This window comes from Bradyrhizobium sp., assembly GCF_035935975.1.
Taxonomy (GTDB): domain Bacteria; phylum Pseudomonadota; class Alphaproteobacteria; order Rhizobiales; family Xanthobacteraceae; genus Bradyrhizobium.
The window spans coordinates 174,810-189,964 of sequence record NZ_DASYWN010000044.1; the positions used below are offsets into that span (position 1 = coordinate 174,810).

15 protein-coding genes are annotated in these 15,155 nt (G+C 63.8%); 6 read left to right on the forward strand and 9 right to left on the reverse strand.

What is annotated here, in order from left to right; translation table 11 throughout:
- Positions 1-7: 7 nt before the first annotated feature.
- The 6 genes from VGR99_RS27075 to VGR99_RS27100 form a co-directional block, all read right to left on the reverse strand.
- Complete coding sequence (locus tag VGR99_RS27075; protein ID WP_326902875.1) at positions 8-1,159, reverse strand: signal peptide prediction; 1,152 nt, start codon at positions 1,157-1,159, stop codon at positions 8-10.
- Position 1,160: 1 nt separating this feature from the next.
- Complete coding sequence (locus VGR99_RS27080; RefSeq protein ID WP_326902876.1) at positions 1,161-2,150, reverse strand: GntR family transcriptional regulator; 990 nt, start codon at positions 2,148-2,150, stop codon at positions 1,161-1,163.
- Between the two features lie 225 nt (positions 2,151-2,375).
- The gene (locus VGR99_RS27085) at positions 2,376-2,780 is read right to left on the reverse strand and encodes a hypothetical protein (RefSeq protein WP_326902877.1); all 405 of its coding nucleotides are present in this window, start codon (positions 2,778-2,780) and stop codon (positions 2,376-2,378) included.
- Positions 2,781-3,048: 268 nt separating this feature from the next.
- Positions 3,049-3,876, reverse strand: coding sequence for a carbohydrate ABC transporter permease (locus tag VGR99_RS27090; RefSeq protein WP_326902878.1), 828 nt, complete (start codon positions 3,874-3,876; stop codon positions 3,049-3,051).
- Positions 3,873-4,721: a sugar ABC transporter permease gene (locus VGR99_RS27095; protein WP_326902879.1), complete on the reverse strand. Its 849-nt coding sequence runs from the start codon at positions 4,719-4,721 to the stop codon at positions 3,873-3,875. Before VGR99_RS27095 ends, VGR99_RS27090 begins: the two co-directional genes overlap by 4 nt.
- A gap of 7 nt (positions 4,722-4,728) precedes the next feature.
- Positions 4,729-6,069, reverse strand: coding sequence for an ABC transporter substrate-binding protein (locus VGR99_RS27100; RefSeq protein ID WP_326902880.1), 1,341 nt, complete (start codon positions 6,067-6,069; stop codon positions 4,729-4,731).
- A gap of 76 nt (positions 6,070-6,145) precedes the next feature.
- Here VGR99_RS27100 and VGR99_RS27105 point away from each other — a divergent pair, with 76 nt between their 5' ends.
- The gene (locus VGR99_RS27105) at positions 6,146-7,201 is read left to right on the forward strand and encodes a LacI family DNA-binding transcriptional regulator (protein ID WP_326902882.1); all 1,056 of its coding nucleotides are present in this window, start codon (positions 6,146-6,148) and stop codon (positions 7,199-7,201) included.
- 78 nt (positions 7,202-7,279) lie between these two features.
- Positions 7,280-9,376, forward strand: coding sequence for an ADP-ribosylglycohydrolase family protein (locus tag VGR99_RS27110; RefSeq protein ID WP_326902883.1), 2,097 nt, complete (start codon positions 7,280-7,282; stop codon positions 9,374-9,376).
- 175 nt (positions 9,377-9,551) lie between these two features.
- Here VGR99_RS27110 and VGR99_RS27115 read toward each other — a convergent pair whose 3' ends face one another.
- Complete coding sequence (locus VGR99_RS27115) at positions 9,552-9,932, reverse strand: hypothetical protein (RefSeq protein WP_326902884.1); 381 nt, start codon at positions 9,930-9,932, stop codon at positions 9,552-9,554.
- Positions 9,933-10,305: 373 nt separating this feature from the next.
- Here VGR99_RS27115 and VGR99_RS27120 point away from each other — a divergent pair, with 373 nt between their 5' ends.
- The gene (locus VGR99_RS27120) at positions 10,306-10,491 is read left to right on the forward strand and encodes a hypothetical protein (RefSeq protein WP_326902886.1); all 186 of its coding nucleotides are present in this window, start codon (positions 10,306-10,308) and stop codon (positions 10,489-10,491) included.
- 148 nt (positions 10,492-10,639) lie between these two features.
- Here the strand turns inward: VGR99_RS27120 and VGR99_RS27125 are convergent, their stop codons facing one another.
- Positions 10,640-10,996, reverse strand: a complete 357-nt coding sequence (locus VGR99_RS27125; RefSeq protein WP_326902887.1) for a hypothetical protein — start codon at positions 10,994-10,996, stop codon at positions 10,640-10,642.
- A gap of 292 nt (positions 10,997-11,288) precedes the next feature.
- On the reverse strand, positions 11,289-11,567 hold the full coding sequence (locus VGR99_RS27130) for a hypothetical protein (protein WP_326902889.1): 279 nt from the start codon (positions 11,565-11,567) through the stop codon (positions 11,289-11,291).
- Positions 11,568-12,057: 490 nt separating this feature from the next.
- Between VGR99_RS27130 and VGR99_RS27135 the strand changes: the two genes are divergently transcribed.
- The 3 genes from VGR99_RS27135 to rpoH are packed head-to-tail and all read left to right on the forward strand — an operon-like array spanning position 12,058 to position 15,145.
- Entirely contained in the window at positions 12,058-12,738 is a 681-nt protein-coding gene (locus VGR99_RS27135) for a response regulator transcription factor (RefSeq protein WP_326902890.1), read from the forward strand.
- A 9-nt stretch (positions 12,739-12,747) separates the two neighbouring features.
- Positions 12,748-14,235, forward strand: a complete 1,488-nt coding sequence (locus tag VGR99_RS27140) for a sensor histidine kinase (protein WP_326902891.1) — start codon at positions 12,748-12,750, stop codon at positions 14,233-14,235.
- Positions 14,225-15,145, forward strand: coding sequence for an RNA polymerase sigma factor RpoH (gene rpoH / locus VGR99_RS27145; RefSeq protein WP_326902892.1), 921 nt, complete (start codon positions 14,225-14,227; stop codon positions 15,143-15,145). Before VGR99_RS27140 ends, rpoH begins: the two co-directional genes overlap by 11 nt.
- Positions 15,146-15,155: the final 10 nt, after the last annotated feature.

Below are 15,155 nucleotides of genomic sequence, written 5' to 3' on the forward strand. Positions count from 1 at the left end.
GGAATCCTCACGCTTCGAGGAATTCCCGCCAGCGGCGGACCAGATAGGTGTGCTCGTCCATGAATGTGTTCCACACGCGCACGCGCCCCATGCGAGTCGCATAAGAGCCACCCTCGCGCACGTGCCCGGCGGGAATCGCGGGCTCGCCGAAAGGATCGGGCAGAGCACGTGCGGCGGGCAGGCCATCATACCAATAGTCCCACTCGTCCTGCTCCAGATAGCTGCGTGCGCTTTCGGGGAAGAAGGCGTAATAGCCTTGACGCGAGAGGCATGCACTCGGCCAGCCCTCGGCCCACCAGTTCAGATAGGCGTAGGCTGCATCGAGCGCCTTCCCATGCGTCGCCGACGAGATGCAGAGATCGGAATGCCAGCCGCGGCCACCCTCGATGGGATTGGCAATGGTCACGGGCAATTTTTCCCGGCGCAGACGCGTCGCACCCGGCGTAAACATGCTCTGCACCAGCGCGCCGCGCTGCATGAGACGCGCGGCCTCTTCATAATTTGACCAGACACCGCGGAAATGGCCGAGCTTCTTGAGCTGGATCAGCGTATCGGCAACGAGATCGATGTCCTCGATGGAGAGATTGCCGATGTCGTCGAAGCTGACATTCCGGGAGGCTTCCGTCGCCAGAGCCGCCTCGATCATTCCGAGAACGGGATCTGACAGCAGCCCGACATGGCCCCGCAGCCGATCGTCAAACAGCCAGCCCCAGCTTTCACGGGCATCCGGGCCGATCAGGTCGCGGACCGCCGGCTGATAGGCGAAGCAATCGACGCCGCGGAGAACCGGCAGCATCGACACGTGACCGCTCGGTGCGGCTTCGAGCTCGCCGTCCGCCTGGAGGAACAATTTACGCGTGACGGTGGGGGGCGACAACGCATCAAGCGGCGGCCGCGAGATGGCGCGCAGGGCGGCGGCGCAGCTCAGGCGATCGAGCGCGATCGGCTGGATCGCCCTGGACGTCCAGATGAGGTCGACCGTGTGCCATTGGTGATAGACGTCGAAAGTCTCGGGCGCCGTGACCACGCGGCGCAGTCCATCCAGCGTATCGACGACGTCGAAGACGATGTCGATGTCGAGCGCGCGCGCGGCCTCGGCCTTCAGCGGCTCGGGCACGAACTCCCGGCGAGCGATGACACGGAGGCGCGGGCGGCTCATATCAGTGGATTCGCGTGAGATATGGCAGATCGTTCGGTGCGTCGAAGATCGATAGAACCTTGAGTCTTGCCCGCGTGCGCTGGTGTTGAAGGTCGAGATGACGCCTCAACGCCTGTCCGGCGCCCTCGGAATCCCTGCGGATGAGATGTGCAAGAACAATGTCATGCTCGTCGAGCAGGGCGGATTCGTCCTGCACGCCGATATGCTCACGGAACAGATCATCGACAACCGGCGCAATCTGCAAGTTCAAGACGTTGGCCACCATGCGGCGGTTACGGCATCCGCTCGGGAGTTCGCGGTGCAACGCGGCTTCGGCGGCGGCGATCTCTTCGATTGTCAGGACGTCGTCTCTCCTGCGCAAGGTCTCGATCTCGTGCCGCATGGCCAGCAGACGCTTCTGGTCGGCGCGCGGCGCCGCATCCATCAGCGCCTGCGGCTCGAGAAGGCGGCGCATTTCGTGCGTTTCGTCGAGCGCCCGGGCCGAGAGCGGGCCGACGATCCAGTGGGAGCTGCGGCTCTTCTCGACGTGACCCTGCGTATCGAGCCGCGCAAGCACCTCGCGGGATACGGTGCGGCTGACTCCAAAATGGTCGCAGATTCCGGTCTCGGAAATCTGGAAGGTGCCGAACGGAATCGCGCGCAGGACGCCCCGTTTGACCTCTTCGAGGATCGTTTCCCAACGAGGCGCCAGTGGCGTCGATTTGCCGCCCTCGAGCAGCGACAGATCGAGGTCCAGCAGATGCAGGTTTTCGCGCCCTGGCTGTCCAGCCTCCTGGACATTGCCGCCCACAACGTAGCCGTGCTGGGGATGGAGGATCAGGACACCTTCTTCCATGAGTTGGTCGAGTGCCCGGCGGACGGGCGGGGGGCTCAGTGCCAGCCGGTCTGCGACGGCGGCCGTATAGAGGCGTGTTCCATGTGGAATCCGGCCCTGACGGATGTTCTCCTTCAGAAGAGTTCGAACAAGGCTGTAGTACCCCTTACTCCGCATGGTCCTTGAATATGGTGAGCGACTACCTGAGAGATTGTTGATCCACTATTTCTAGAATGTGTTGCGGATCATTTGCAAGGACCGGCCACTGCTGTTGGGGGATTCTGGCAACGCCGTGCAGGTCTTAGGATTGGCCGAGCGGACGTATGGGCATGCCGCCCGGTGTAGTCCCATCAAGACACACCGAAGCCGCGAGCGTACTACAGTTGGTCTTCGTGAAGCCGTTTAGGCAGAACGCTTGTTCGGTCCACGCGAGCGCTTCTTGCGCCGCTGCTGGCGATGCTCGAAGAGCCGCTGAGGCGGCGTCGGCAACGGAGCCCTCGGTTGAGGTGTTTCGACGGGACGCGGCCGATCGTCGACAGCTTCCGAATTCGTCGCTGCCCTGTATTCGAGCGCTGCAAGAAAGCTCCGGCCCTGGTCCGTGATGATCCACGTGCCGGGTTCACGTACGACAAGATTTTGGCCAAACAGATCGAGGTCAGGGGCAAACGCGGCAAGCCGCTTCATTCGCGCCACCCAATCGGGGCCGCTGGTATAGAAGATCGCGAGGTGCTGTTTGACCACCTCGATGGTGCCGCGCCCGTCGGGCTGACCGGCCAGGATCTTCAATATCGATAGCTGAAAACTCACGCGCGCGACTCAAACGCTACGACCAAGTCTCCGCCCATAATCGAGCTTGGGCAGATATTGAAGTCCGCCGGCTGAGATTCCAAGCGAAAACCTTGATAGGTAAGCTTAACTGTCAGAGTTAAGGTCGGCATAAGTCAGGAGCTATGACCGTTTACGGCTGCACCCGCCAAAGACAAATATTGTTAGCTCGGGCGCTCAAACAACGAGAGAAGGCAGAACGCCTCCTGAAGAAAATGCGAGGCCGCTTGTTCTTCTGGGTTGATCCCTTTCATGACTTCACCGCACCTGATGTCATGCCGTCGATAAACTGGCGCTGCAGTAGTACGAAGATCGCGACGATCGGCAGAACGATGGTGACGGCGGCGGCGAGCATCTCGCCCCAATCGGTCGAGTACTGGCCGGTTAAATTGTAGAAGCGTACGATCGCGGTAACGTTGCTGTCATTCTGCAGGAACGTTACGGCGATGACGAACTCGTTCCAGGCGTTCAGCCCGACGATGATCGCGACCGTAAGCAATCCCGGCCGCATCATCGGCAGGATCACGTAGAAGAAGGTCTGCCACGGCTTTGCGCCGTCGACCTGTGCTGCTTCTTCCAGTGCGACGGGAATCGCCAGCGCGTAGGTGCGCAAAAGGAAAATCGCGAAGGGCGAGAACATCGCCGTGTAGATCAGCGCCACGGCCGGGATCGAGTTGACGAGGCCGAGCTTGGCGAAGATGAAATAGAGCGGGTACAGGTACAGCTGCACGGGCACGGTAATCGTGGCCATGAAGTAGAAGGTGATGAAGCGCCAGAACTTGCCCTTCTGTCGCGCCAGCACATAGGCGCAGGGCGTTGCGGTGACGCAGACCATCACGATGGTCAGGATCGCGACCTCGGTGCTGTGCAGCAGGCTCGGTCCGAGCTGGGCGTTGCGCCAGGCCGAGGAAAAATTCTCCCAATGCAGCTGCGTCGGCAGCGCCAGCGGGTTGCTGCCGATCTCGACCGTCGTCTTCAACGCGTTCATCACGGCAAGCACAATCGGCAGCAGCGAGCTGAACGACGCGACGCCGATCAGCCCCAGGGCGAACGTCCTGCTCCAGCGATCTCCGATCATGTCGATTGCGCGTCGTCGGTGATCTGGAGCCAGAGATAGACGGCGGTCGCGCACAGGCCGAACAGGCTCATGACGCAGGCGGCTGCCGCGGCCTGGCCGACATCGCCCTCGAAGAAGGCGTGCCGGTAAGCGAACGTCGCCAGAACCTCGCTGCCATAGGCCGGGCCGCCACGGGTGACGATGAAGATGAACTCGAACACCTGGAACGACCAGATCACGGTCAGGATCAGCATGAGGGTGAGCGTCGGGCGGATGCCCGGAATCAGCACGTAGCGGAACAGCGCGAAGAAGCCGGCGCCGTCGAGCCGCGCTGCCTCGATCTGGTCGACGGAGATCTGCCGCATCGCCGACAGGAACACCACGGCGAGAAAGCCCCACCAATGCCAGATGTCGACGGCCGCAACCGCATAGAGCGAACGATCAGGGTCGGCGAGGGGGTCCGAGATCGAAAAGCCATGCTCGTTCAGCCACGCGACGATGCCGGTAGCGGGGCTGAAGATCATGCCCTGGAAGATGCGCCCGGTGACCGCGACCGCGATGATACGCGGCAGGAAGATGACGGACTGCACTACGATGCGCGCCTTCGGCGCCATCAGCAGTGCCGCGGCCATCACCAGCGCGAGGCAGACCGGGACGGTGAGGAAGATCGCGGTCCAGATGAAATTGTTGGTCAGCGCCGACCAGAACACGGGATCGGCGGCCATGTTCTGGAAATTGGCCAGTCCCGCCCACATCGGCGTGCCGACACCATCCCAGATGAAGAACGCCGCCGTGAATGTCAGCACGGCGGGCACCAGGATGATGCAAATATTGATCAGCAGCGCCGGGAGCGCGAACAGCCACATTGTGGGATCAGGCCGTCCGCGGCGGCAGCGGCGGTACCTTGCCTTCCTTGGCTTCCTGGCTGAACAGCGTCTGCATCCGCGTCAGGTAAGCGTCCGGCGTGATCTTGTTGAGCCAGACCTGCTCGATGCCCTCGATCAGGTAGGAGTTGGTCGCGCCCGGCCAGAACGTCCAGGTGGTGAAACCATACTGCCCCTTGCTGAAGGCCTCGTGCAGATTCGCAATGGTCTTCTCGAACAGCGGATAGCCGATACCGCTCAGCATCTCCGGCGGCAGGTCCTTGACCGGGAGAGCCCATTTACCGGGCCAGTCGCGGTTCATGGTCTCGTAGAACTTGCGGGTCAGCATGAATTCGAACACGGCGGCCGCGCCTTCGGCGTTCTGCGACGTCTTCGCGATCGACAGCGTCGCGCCGCAGGCCAGGTGAACCAGCGAACCCGAAAAGGCCGAGCCGAGTGTCGGCGTCGGCGCCACGTCCATCACCGTGTCGGGTCTCGACATGCCGTAGGACTTGGTGCCAAACGACCAGGTGCCGCTGAAAGCCATCGCGGCCTTGGCATTCACGACCTGCAGAAAGCTCTGCTCGATCGTCAGCGAGAAGTAGTTCTTGCCGAAATAGCCCTTGTTGTACCAGGCCTTCGACAGCTCGACCGCTTCGACGAAGGGCGGCGCGGTCCAGGGCAGCTCGCCCGAAAGGGCCTTGCGGACATTGTCGGGGCCGGCGACGTTGTTGAAGAACACCGTCATCAGCCACTCGTTGACGCCCTTCCAGTCGGCATTGCCTGCGCCAAAGGGAATGATGCCCTTGGCCAGCGCGGCGTCGGCGACCTCTTCCATTTCCTTGCGGTTGGTCGGCAGCTTCCAGCCGTTCTGCTTGAACAGCTCCTTGTTGTAGAAGAGATGCATCGACTCGTAATCGCGCGGCAGCGCGTAGAGCTTGCCGCCATAGACGCTGGTGTTGAGCAGCGGCGCGAGGAAGCGGTCCTTCCACTTGTAGTTTTCGGCAAAGCCGTCGAGCGGCAGCACCTGGCCGGCATTGGCGATCGCGGTGAGATAGGCGGGTCCTGCGGTCTGCACGATATCGGGGCCGTTGCCAGCGACGAGAGCGACCTTCAGGAGGTTGTTGACCGCCGCGCCCTTTACCTCGAGCTGAAGCAGGTACTTGTCCTGCGAGGCGTTGAAAGCCTCGACCAGATCGTTGCGCAGCGCGGCCTGGCCATCCGAATTCGCCTGGCCGAACCAGAACGTCACGACCTTGCGCCCGTCCTGGGCGTACGCACCGCGCGGCAAGCCTGCCGCGAGGGCCGCGGCGGGAATGGAGGCAACAAGCTGGCGTCGGGTCATGGTCATGGCGATGAACCTCGGTTTCCTCTGGGTACGGTAGCGGTTGTTGATTTTGCTTTAGTAATACGTATAACTATGCGCAATGACGACGTCAACAACGAGGACGAAGCGGGGGAAAGGGCGCGACAAAGCGGCGCCGTCCCGCCCCACGCAGAAGGACATTGCGCTTGCGGCCGGCGTTTCGCAGGCCGCGGTGTCGCTCGTCCTGAACAAGGCGGAGACGCCGTCCGTCCCACCGGCGACGCGCACGCGCATTCTCGAGGTTGCGCAAGGGCTCGGCTACCGGCCGAACCATCCGGCGCGGATGCTGCGCAGCGCACGGACGATGACTTTTGCCTGCGTCATCCCTGACATCACCAACCCGTTCTATCCCGGCCTCGTCCGCGGTCTGCAGACGGTTGCGGCGCCGGCCGGCTATGACGTGCTGATCTTCGACACGGACGGGCGGCCCGAGCGGGAGGCGCGCGCGATCGACTGGCTGCTGCAGGGGCGCGCCGACGGCGTCGTCGCGACGTTCTTTCATCTGCGCGCACCGCAGCTCGCCGTGCTCGCGCGCAAGGGCATTCCGGTGGTGCGGCTGGAGAGCCAGCACAAGCCGGATGGGCCGCTTGCGATCGACAGCGTCTATATCGACAACGCGGAAGCAGCTGCCGAGATGACGCGGCTCCTGATCGCGCGTGGGCATCGCCGCATCGCCATGATCCAGGCCGAGTTTGGTCCGAGCCAGCGCCGTGCGTTGGGCTATGGCACGGTGATGCGTGAAGCCGGGCTATCGCCCGACTTCATCACGGACAGTGCTTATTCTGAAGAGTCCGGTGCGCGAGCGATGGAGCGTTTGCTCGAACGCAAGGGCGAGCGTCCGACCGCCGTGTTCGGTGCGAGCGATGTGCTGGCGCTCGGCGCAATGGTGACTGCGCGCAATGCCGGGCTCTCGATTCCCGATGACATCGCGATCGCCGGATTCGACGACATTCCGGTGGCCAAATTGCTTGGCCTCACGACGGTGCGGCAACCGGAGTTCGACCTCGGCGCGCTCGCGGCGGAAACGCTGGTCAGGCGGTTGCTACCGGGCGGGCTCGAGACGCCCGGCAGGAGCCACGAGCTGAAATTCGAGATCATGAAACGCTCGTCTGTCTGATCGGGCGAAGCTATCGAACGTGGGAGTGAACAGGTGACGGCAATTCCTCATGATTACGCGGAGCGCGTCTATGCCGGCGTGCTCGGCAAGCTCATCGGCGTCTATCTCGGCCGGCCCTTCGAGGGCTGGACCTATGAGCGCATCATGGAGGAGCTCGGACCGATCAACTATTACGTCAACGAGCGCCGCGACGTCGCGCTGCGCTCGCATCATCTGGTCGTCACAGACGACGACGTCTCCGGCACGTTCGCATTTCCCCGTGCGCTGGCCGACAATGGCTTCCCAAAGCAGCTCACATCAGAGCAGATCGGGCAGGCCTGGCTGAACTACATCGTCGAGGAGCGTGCCATCCTGTGGTGGGGCGGCATCGGCAATTCCACGGAGCATACCGCCTATCTCCGGCTGAAATCCGGCATTCCCGCGCCGCGGAGCGGGTCGATCGAGCTGAACGGCAAGACGGTGGCCGAACAGATCGGTGCGCAGATCTTCATCGACGGCTGGGCGATGGTGAGCCCCGGTAATCCCGAGCAGGCCGCCTATCTCGCCGACCAGGCCGGGCGCGTCAGCCATGACGGCGAATCCGTCCATGCCGCAAAGCTGCTTGCGGCGATGGAAGCGCAGGCCTTCGTCGAGCGCGACGTGCAGAAGCTGATCGACACGGGCCTTGCCTTCGTTCCGAAGGACGCGCTGATCCGACGCGTCGTCAACGACGTCCGCGATTGGCATGCCGGCGATAACAGCAATGACTGGGAGCGCACCCGCGCCCTGATCGCCGAACGCTACGGCTACGACAAATTCCTCGGCAATTGCCACGTCGTGCCCAACCACGCGCTGATCATCCTGGCGACGCTGTACGGCGAGAACAGCTTTCAGGAGGCGATGCGGATCGCCAACACGGCCGGTTGGGACACAGACTGCAATGCGGGCAATGTCGGTTGCCTGTTCGGCATCCGCACCGGCCTCGCCGGCCTCGACGCGGGGCCGGACTTCCGCACCCCTATCGCCGACCGCATGTACATATCGACAGCCGACGGCGGTGCCGCGATTACCGATGCGGTGATCGAGACGCAGTCGCTGGTCGCGGCAGGACGCGCGCTCGCTGGAGCACCGGCCATCGCCGCCAAGAACGGCGCGCGCTTCAATTTTGACTTTCCAGGTAGCTTGCAAGGCTTCCATGTTCATGGCGGCTCGCCGGCTAGACTGCACGCGGTGGAACTCAGCAACGTGTCCGGCCACAGTCGAACCGGTGAGCGGAGCCTCGCGATCGACTTTCGACGCCTGGCGCCCGGCCGCGTGGCGCGCGTCGCAACCCCGACCTTCTTCGACAAGGAGGTCTTCACCATGCCGACCTACCAACTCGTGGCCTGCCCAACGCTATACTCGGGCCAGCGGGTGGAATGCCGGCTGGAGTCGGACATCGACAGCGGGCCGGTGACCGTCCGGCTGTTCGCCAGTGTTTATGACGAACACGACGAGTTGGTGCAGATCCGCGGCGAAGCGCAGGCGATCGCCACCGGAAGCGAGGCCGTGTTGAGCTGGTTGGTACCGGATACCCACAGCTATCCGATCTTCGAGATCGGTCTTGAGATCGAGACGAGCGATCCGCGTGGCGTCGACGGTGCGCTCTACCTGGATTACCTGACCTGGACCGGGGCACCGGACACCATCCTGAAGCGCCCGGACGACAATCTGAGTACGATGTGGAAACACGCTTGGGTCAATGACGCCAGCCAGTTCCAGACGCGTTGGGAAGGGCTGCGCGTCACCAATGGGAGCGGACTGGGGTTCATTGCCCAAGGTTCGCGCGACTGGAGGGACTACCGCGTGACCTCGCAAATCACGCCGCTGCTGAAATCCGCTTGGGGACTGGCCGCCCGCGTGCAGGGGCGCGAGCGCTATTACGCGTTGATGCTCGACGTCGGAGGGCGCATCAAGCTCGTTAAGCGGGATCACGAAGAGACGATTCTCGCTGAGGACCGCTTTGAGTGGGAGTTGGATAAGGCCTACACCCTGGAGCTTCGACTATGTAACACGGAGATCCGGGCTTTCGTCGACGGCAGGGAGGTGTTTTCGGTTCGCGACGAGGACAGGCTGCGGCTCCAAGGGGGGGCGGTCGGACTTCTCGTCGATACCGGATCGATCTCGACGCGGGCGGTGCAGATCTCTCCCCTTTGAGAGAGGTCGATAAGGCCCATCTCAAAGGTGAAGATTGCGCTTGGAAGCGATACCTACCGGAACTGAGAACTGAGCCAAGGGAGGTGCCAGATTGTCATGAGAGGCGTTACCGAGTGGCTCGAGCTGATCGGCTTGTCAGAGTACGCCCAGTATCTCCGCCGACTTAAGGGGAAAACTATCTCACCTTGGACGGATCGCCAGCAGTCCGCATTAGGCGATCCGCTTTTACCAGCACGCGATCGTCAGTCGCCTGCGGCCGCAATGAGAAGCTCACGGCGACAAAGGCGACGCAGAGCACTATGCCCACCACCATAGCGCGCTGAAAGGTTGGCCTATCAGCATTTTGAAATGTGGGGGTGCTGCTCCTCTTTGCCAGCTGCTCAAATCCAGCTTGGGAAAGCTTCTGCAATTGTTCGGCTTCGCGATGCTCGACCGAAAGCGCGCGGTAGTGAGCGGCCATCTCACGATAGTGTTCTCGTGATGAAAGATCGATCGCCTTCGCAGCGCGTTTTTCAAACGCCTGGGCTCGGTCGGAAAACTCTTTTGCCTTCGACATCGGGCACCTCGTTCTAAGGTGGTCCGCTGGACACCAATAAGTTGGTCGGCCGGCGCCTCAATTCGGTTCAACGCTTCGACGGCCCCCCGCCCACGTTGGAGGACCTATGAGCTGGCACCATTCGATCGCTTCAGCCAGGCGGCCATCGGGGCCCCGGGCCGTGTCGCGGCTCATTTTGTTTGCGAACGGGCTCACAAATATCTCCAGCTTCGACAGCTCTTCGCCTCGACAGGGCTAGTCTAGGGCGTCTGTCCCGCGCTTGCTCGCCGCTGGCGGGGTTAGGGCAGGGACTATGTCCCATCGCGCCGCAATAATTTCACAGTTTGAGGAACCAATACCCGTGCCTGCTGGGGGATCAGCGCATGGGGGAGCCATGACTGACAGCGAGTGGAAGGAGCGCTGGCACGAGGTCGAGCGCTTTCGATTGATGGCGCATGAAACGACGGACCCAGTGGCGGCGGCTTTGCTTCTCGATATCGTGTTGGACTTAGAAGCGGGCCTGAATGAGTTGGTCGACGTAGAGGCGCAAGGGCCGCCATGGCTTGGAGCAGTGGCATGAGTGCAGGCCTCGACGATTGATCCAGCTAGAACGTAGGATAGGTAGAGCGAAGCGATACCCATCACGCATCCGCGCCATGCCGAAGCATGATGGGTTTCGCAAGTGCTCTACCCATCCTACGAGTGCTGGATTGCTTCGCTGCACTAAGCTAGCTGCAGCTCAGCGGCAGCGGCTGGTAGGGATGCAGCTCGTACCAGTCATAGCAATCCGGATAGCCGTAAAATCCATATCCGGAGCGGAAGCGGTCACCGCGGTGAAACGCGTGCTGGCGGAGGCCGCCGACATGGCCACCGAAGCCGAGATGCTCGCCGCCGAAATGGACGCCGCCGAAACCGCCTTCATGGCCCATGCCGCCGAAATGCGCGCCGCCGCCGAAGCCGCCCATATGTCCGCCGCCACCGCCGAAGCCACCGTGGCCGCCACCGCCGCCATGCGCATAGGCCGTGCCGACGGCGAGCGTCGAGGCGAGCGCTGCGGTCGCCAGAATCATGATTGCTCGTTTCATGGAATACTCCTCTCGTGTTGAGCCGCGCGGCCATCGCTGAACTGCGCTTCGTGCTGCTCGCGAGGTTGGCGATGGATGCGCATGTGACGAAGAAGAGGTAGGTGCGGTGCGCGGCAATCCAACTGAATTCGGCGTCAGATATGAAGCGCGTTGCCCGGCGGTGTGATCGCTCCGCGTGACTGCAGCGCACGCAAAGGAGCGGGCTGAATCTTCGGCCCGCTCCAAGTCCCGTTCCAAGTGAGGTGATGTTGCTGCGAACGGCGGGCCAGTCCGCCCGGCCGCAATCCTGCGATCAGTAGCCGGTGCCCGGCTCGCACGGCACGTTGTTGCCGGTCCACGGCGCGGTGGCGAAGGCGCCGACGCGCGGTGCCGGAACGCAGGCGCGTTCGCCGGGATAGGCGGAATAGGCCGGATAGGAGGAATAGGCCGGATAGACCGCCGCGTTCGCGTCCATCGTATCGGCGTTCGCCGCCGGCTGCCGCGCCATGCCGTGATGCTCGCGCGCCATCACGGGGCCGCCGAGCATGGCCGCTGCAATCAATCCCATCGACAACAATTTTAACGTGGTCATTCGCTTTCTCCTTCGATGATTTCAGGCCGACCAAGCGGCTGCACCATCGAGATGTGAGCGAAGGGCTGCGATTTAAACGCACGAATTGCTCACCGCATTTCAACGGCCGGTGAGCCGATGCGGCGTCTCAAGCACGATCGTGCGAATCCATAACATCCGTGGCCCCCCGGACGACCGCGAATGCGTTGAGGACATATGTTCGATCCAGCGCAGTTCGAAGCGGAGCCTGCAAGATGATCATTACATTTGTAACACGCATCATTCCCGCACTCGTGCTGTCGGCGGCACGCATGGCTGACAAGATGAACCGCAATTTAATGGCGCCGCACGCACAGCGAGCCTACCTCGTCAGGCAGCGGTCGGCCGGCATCAGGCGGCATCAACGCCGCGCGTCCGACGTGCGCGGGCACTGAACATGACACCGCGCGCCGCCGAACCCGTGCCGTCCCACCGCGCGCCAAAACGCCGTGCGGACCATGGGACCAAGCTGATGAACCGGATTCTCCTGATCGAGGACGACATTGAAACCGCCGAGGCGATCCTCGCCGAGCTCGGCGATCGCGGTTTCGAAATGCAGTGGGCCGGCGACGGCATCGACGGTCTCGGCCGGGCCCGCGCGTCGAGCCCGGATGCCATGATCGTCGATCGCATGCTGCCGGGAATGGACGGGCTCACCGTCATCGAGGCGCTGCGCAAGGACCAGGTCAGGACGCCCGTTTTGGTCCTGAGCGCGTTAGGCGCGGTGGACGACCGGGTGCGCGGCCTGCGCATGGGCGGCGACGATTATCTCACCAAGCCGTTCGCGCTGGTCGAGCTGGTGGCGCGGATCGAGGCGCTGCTGCGCCGCCCGATCGACTGCCGCGCCACAACGTTGCAGGTCGGGCCGCTCGTGATCGACCTGATCGAGCGTACCGCGCGGCGCGGCGATCGCGCGCTCGATCTGTTGCCGCGCGAATTCCGCCTGCTCGAATACATGATGCGCCGGAACGACCAGCTGCTGACGCGTGCGATGCTGCTCGAGGAGGTCTGGAACTACAAATTCGTACCCGCGACCACCAACCTGATCGACGTGCATATGGGCCGGCTGCGCCACAAGGTGGACGGCCTCGGAGAGACACCGCTGATCCACAATGTGCGGGGCTCCGGCTTCGTGCTGCGGTCGCGGCAATAGGGGCACGGGATGCACCGGACCCAGCTGATCCGTTCCAGCACGTTTTTGTGGGCCCTGGCTGTCGCGGCCGCCTTCGCGCTGTTCGTGGTCGCGCTGTTCGCGTTCATCTACTGGAAGCTGGACGCCTATCTGGTCGCGCGGTCCGATCGCATGATCACCACGCAGGTCCATTTCATCGCCGACCTGCCGCCGGCGCGCCGCATCAGCGCCATCGCCGATCATCTCGAGCAGGATTCAAGGGGCGTGCAATACGCCGGACTGTTCGACGCCGCAGGCAACCACCTTGCGGGCAACATCGGCCGCGTGCCGCCCGAGCTTGGGCTCGGCGGCGCGGTGCAGGGCGTGCGGCTCGATCTGTTCGAGACGCCGGCCGCCTATAGCCCCGTCGTCAGGGCGGCCGGCCGGCGTCTCGCCGGCGGCGACATCCTGGTGATGGGACGGAACGTCGACGAGACGCACGAGATATCGAGCGTGGTCGGCGAGGCGCTGGCGCTCGGCCTGCTGCCGGCCTTCAGCCTCTGTTTGCTCGCCGGCGCCTGGCTCAGCATCCGTGCCCACAGGCGCGTGGAGGAGGTCAACCAGCGGGTCCAGCGCATCGTCGCCGGTGAGCTGCGCGAGCGGCTGCCGGAAGGCAGCACCGACGATTCCTTTGCGCGGCTGGCGCGGATCGTCAACGGCATGCTCTCCGAGATGGAGACGATGATCAACGCGCTGGCCGGGGTCGGCAACGACATCGCCCACGATCTCAGGACGCCGCTCACCCGCGTCCGCTTGGCGCTGGAGCGCGGGCGCACGCATGCGGCAACGCTGGAGCAGCTCCAGGAGATCATCGACAAGGCCATCGCCGGCATCGACCAGGCGCTGGCGATCGTCACGGCCCTGCTGCGCCTGACCGAGATCGAGAACAACCGCCGCATGGCGGGCTTCGGCGAGGTCGCGCTCGACGAGATCCTGCGCGAGGTGTGCGACGTCTACGAGCCCATCGCCGAGGACAAGCGCATCCGTCTCGGCGTCGTCATCGATCGCAATGTGCAGGTGTGGGGCGATCGCGACCTGCTGTTCGAGGCGGTCGCCAATCTGGTCGACAACGCCGTCAAGTTCACGCCGCCGGGCGGACGCGTCGAGCTGGCGCTCGCTGCGGAGGACGATACCGCGCTGGTGCGCGTGAGCGATACCGGACCCGGCATCAGCGAACAGGAGCGCGAGGCGGTGCTGCGGCGGTTCTATCGCTCCGACAAGATGCGCCACACGCCCGGCGTCGGCCTCGGCCTGAGCCTGGTCGCCGCCATCGTCAAGCTGCACGGCTTCCGGCTGATCATCGGTCCTGCCCCCGGCGGGCGGATCGAGATCCTCGCCTGGACCGCAAGGGCGCGCAAGGCCGCGGCCTGCCGCCCCCGGACATTGCAGCACGCCAACACCGACCTGACCCGAACGATGCCCGATGCTGCCGACACCCGTCAGCCGGCCTGGACCATGGGAGCGACACATGCAGACTAGCCACGAACTTGCGAGCTACCATCCCGTTGCTGCGCCCGAGGCACAGGTCGCGGCGCCGTTTCTCAGCGCCTATGCCGCGACCATCAGGCGCTACGACCTGCTCGAGCCCGGCCAGGAGCAGCAGCTTGCGCGCCGCTGGCAGGAGACGCGGGACCGGAGCGCGGCGGACGCGCTCGTCACCAGCCACCTCAGGCTCGCCGCAAAATTGGCGCGCGGCTACAAGGGCTACGGCCTTCCGCTGGTCGACCTGATAGCCGAAGCCAATCTCGGCCTCGTGATCGCGGCGTCACGCTTCGAGCCCGGTCGCGGCGCGCGCTTCTCCAGCTATGCGATCTGGTGGATCAAGGCCGCCATCCACGAATACATTTTGCGGTCCTGGTCTCTTGTGAAGATCGGCACGACCGCCGCGCAAAAAAAGCTGTTCTTCAAGCTCCGTAGCGAGATCAGGAAAGCCACCGGCAGCGTCATGGCCGCGCTTACGCCCGACGTCGCGGAATTGATCGCCGGCAGGCTCGAGGTGACGGCGCGCGAAGTGATCGAGATGGACGCGCGGCTCAATGGCGACATGTCGCTGAACGCGCGCGTCGGCGACGAGGAGAGCGGAACCGAGCTCGAGGCCTTGCTGGTCGACGGGGCGGTCGACGCAGAGACGGTGCTCGCCGATCACGAGCAGACCGAGAAGCGCTCCAAGGCGCTGCGCACCGCGCTGGGCGGGCTTGCGGCGCGGGAGCGCCGTGTGTTCGAGGCGCGGCGGCTGTCCGAATGCCCGGTCACGCTCGATCAGCTCGCCCGCGAATTGTCGATCTCCAGCGAGCGGGTCCGGCAGATCGAGATGCGCGCCTTTGCCAAGGTCAAGCGCGCCGTCATTCTCGCCGCGGAGGATGCCGCGCGCACGGCACGGAGCATCTGAATTCGTTTTC

Coding starts and splice junctions, on each gene's coding strand:
- rpoH (WP_326902892.1), top strand. CDS start 14,225: ATGCAGACTAGCCACGAACTTGCGAGCTACCATCCCGTTGCTGCGCCC.
- VGR99_RS27125 (WP_326902887.1), bottom strand. CDS start 10,996: ATGAAACGAGCAATCATGATTCTGGCGACCGCAGCGCTCGCCTCGACG.
- VGR99_RS27095 (WP_326902879.1), bottom strand. CDS start 4,721: ATGTGGCTGTTCGCGCTCCCGGCGCTGCTGATCAATATTTGCATCATC.
- VGR99_RS27090 (WP_326902878.1), bottom strand. CDS start 3,876: ATGATCGGAGATCGCTGGAGCAGGACGTTCGCCCTGGGGCTGATCGGC.
- VGR99_RS27105 (WP_326902882.1), top strand. CDS start 6,146: ATGACGACGTCAACAACGAGGACGAAGCGGGGGAAAGGGCGCGACAAA.
- VGR99_RS27140 (WP_326902891.1), top strand. CDS start 12,748: ATGCACCGGACCCAGCTGATCCGTTCCAGCACGTTTTTGTGGGCCCTG.
- VGR99_RS27130 (WP_326902889.1), bottom strand. CDS start 11,567: ATGACCACGTTAAAATTGTTGTCGATGGGATTGATTGCAGCGGCCATG.
- VGR99_RS27100 (WP_326902880.1), bottom strand. CDS start 6,069: ATGACCATGACCCGACGCCAGCTTGTTGCCTCCATTCCCGCCGCGGCC.
- VGR99_RS27075 (WP_326902875.1), bottom strand. CDS start 1,159: ATGAGCCGCCCGCGCCTCCGTGTCATCGCTCGCCGGGAGTTCGTGCCC.
- VGR99_RS27135 (WP_326902890.1), top strand. CDS start 12,058: ATGAACCGGATTCTCCTGATCGAGGACGACATTGAAACCGCCGAGGCG.
- VGR99_RS27080 (WP_326902876.1), bottom strand. CDS start 2,150: ATGCGGAGTAAGGGGTACTACAGCCTTGTTCGAACTCTTCTGAAGGAG.
- VGR99_RS27115 (WP_326902884.1), bottom strand. CDS start 9,932: ATGTCGAAGGCAAAAGAGTTTTCCGACCGAGCCCAGGCGTTTGAAAAA.
- VGR99_RS27120 (WP_326902886.1), top strand. CDS start 10,306: ATGACTGACAGCGAGTGGAAGGAGCGCTGGCACGAGGTCGAGCGCTTT.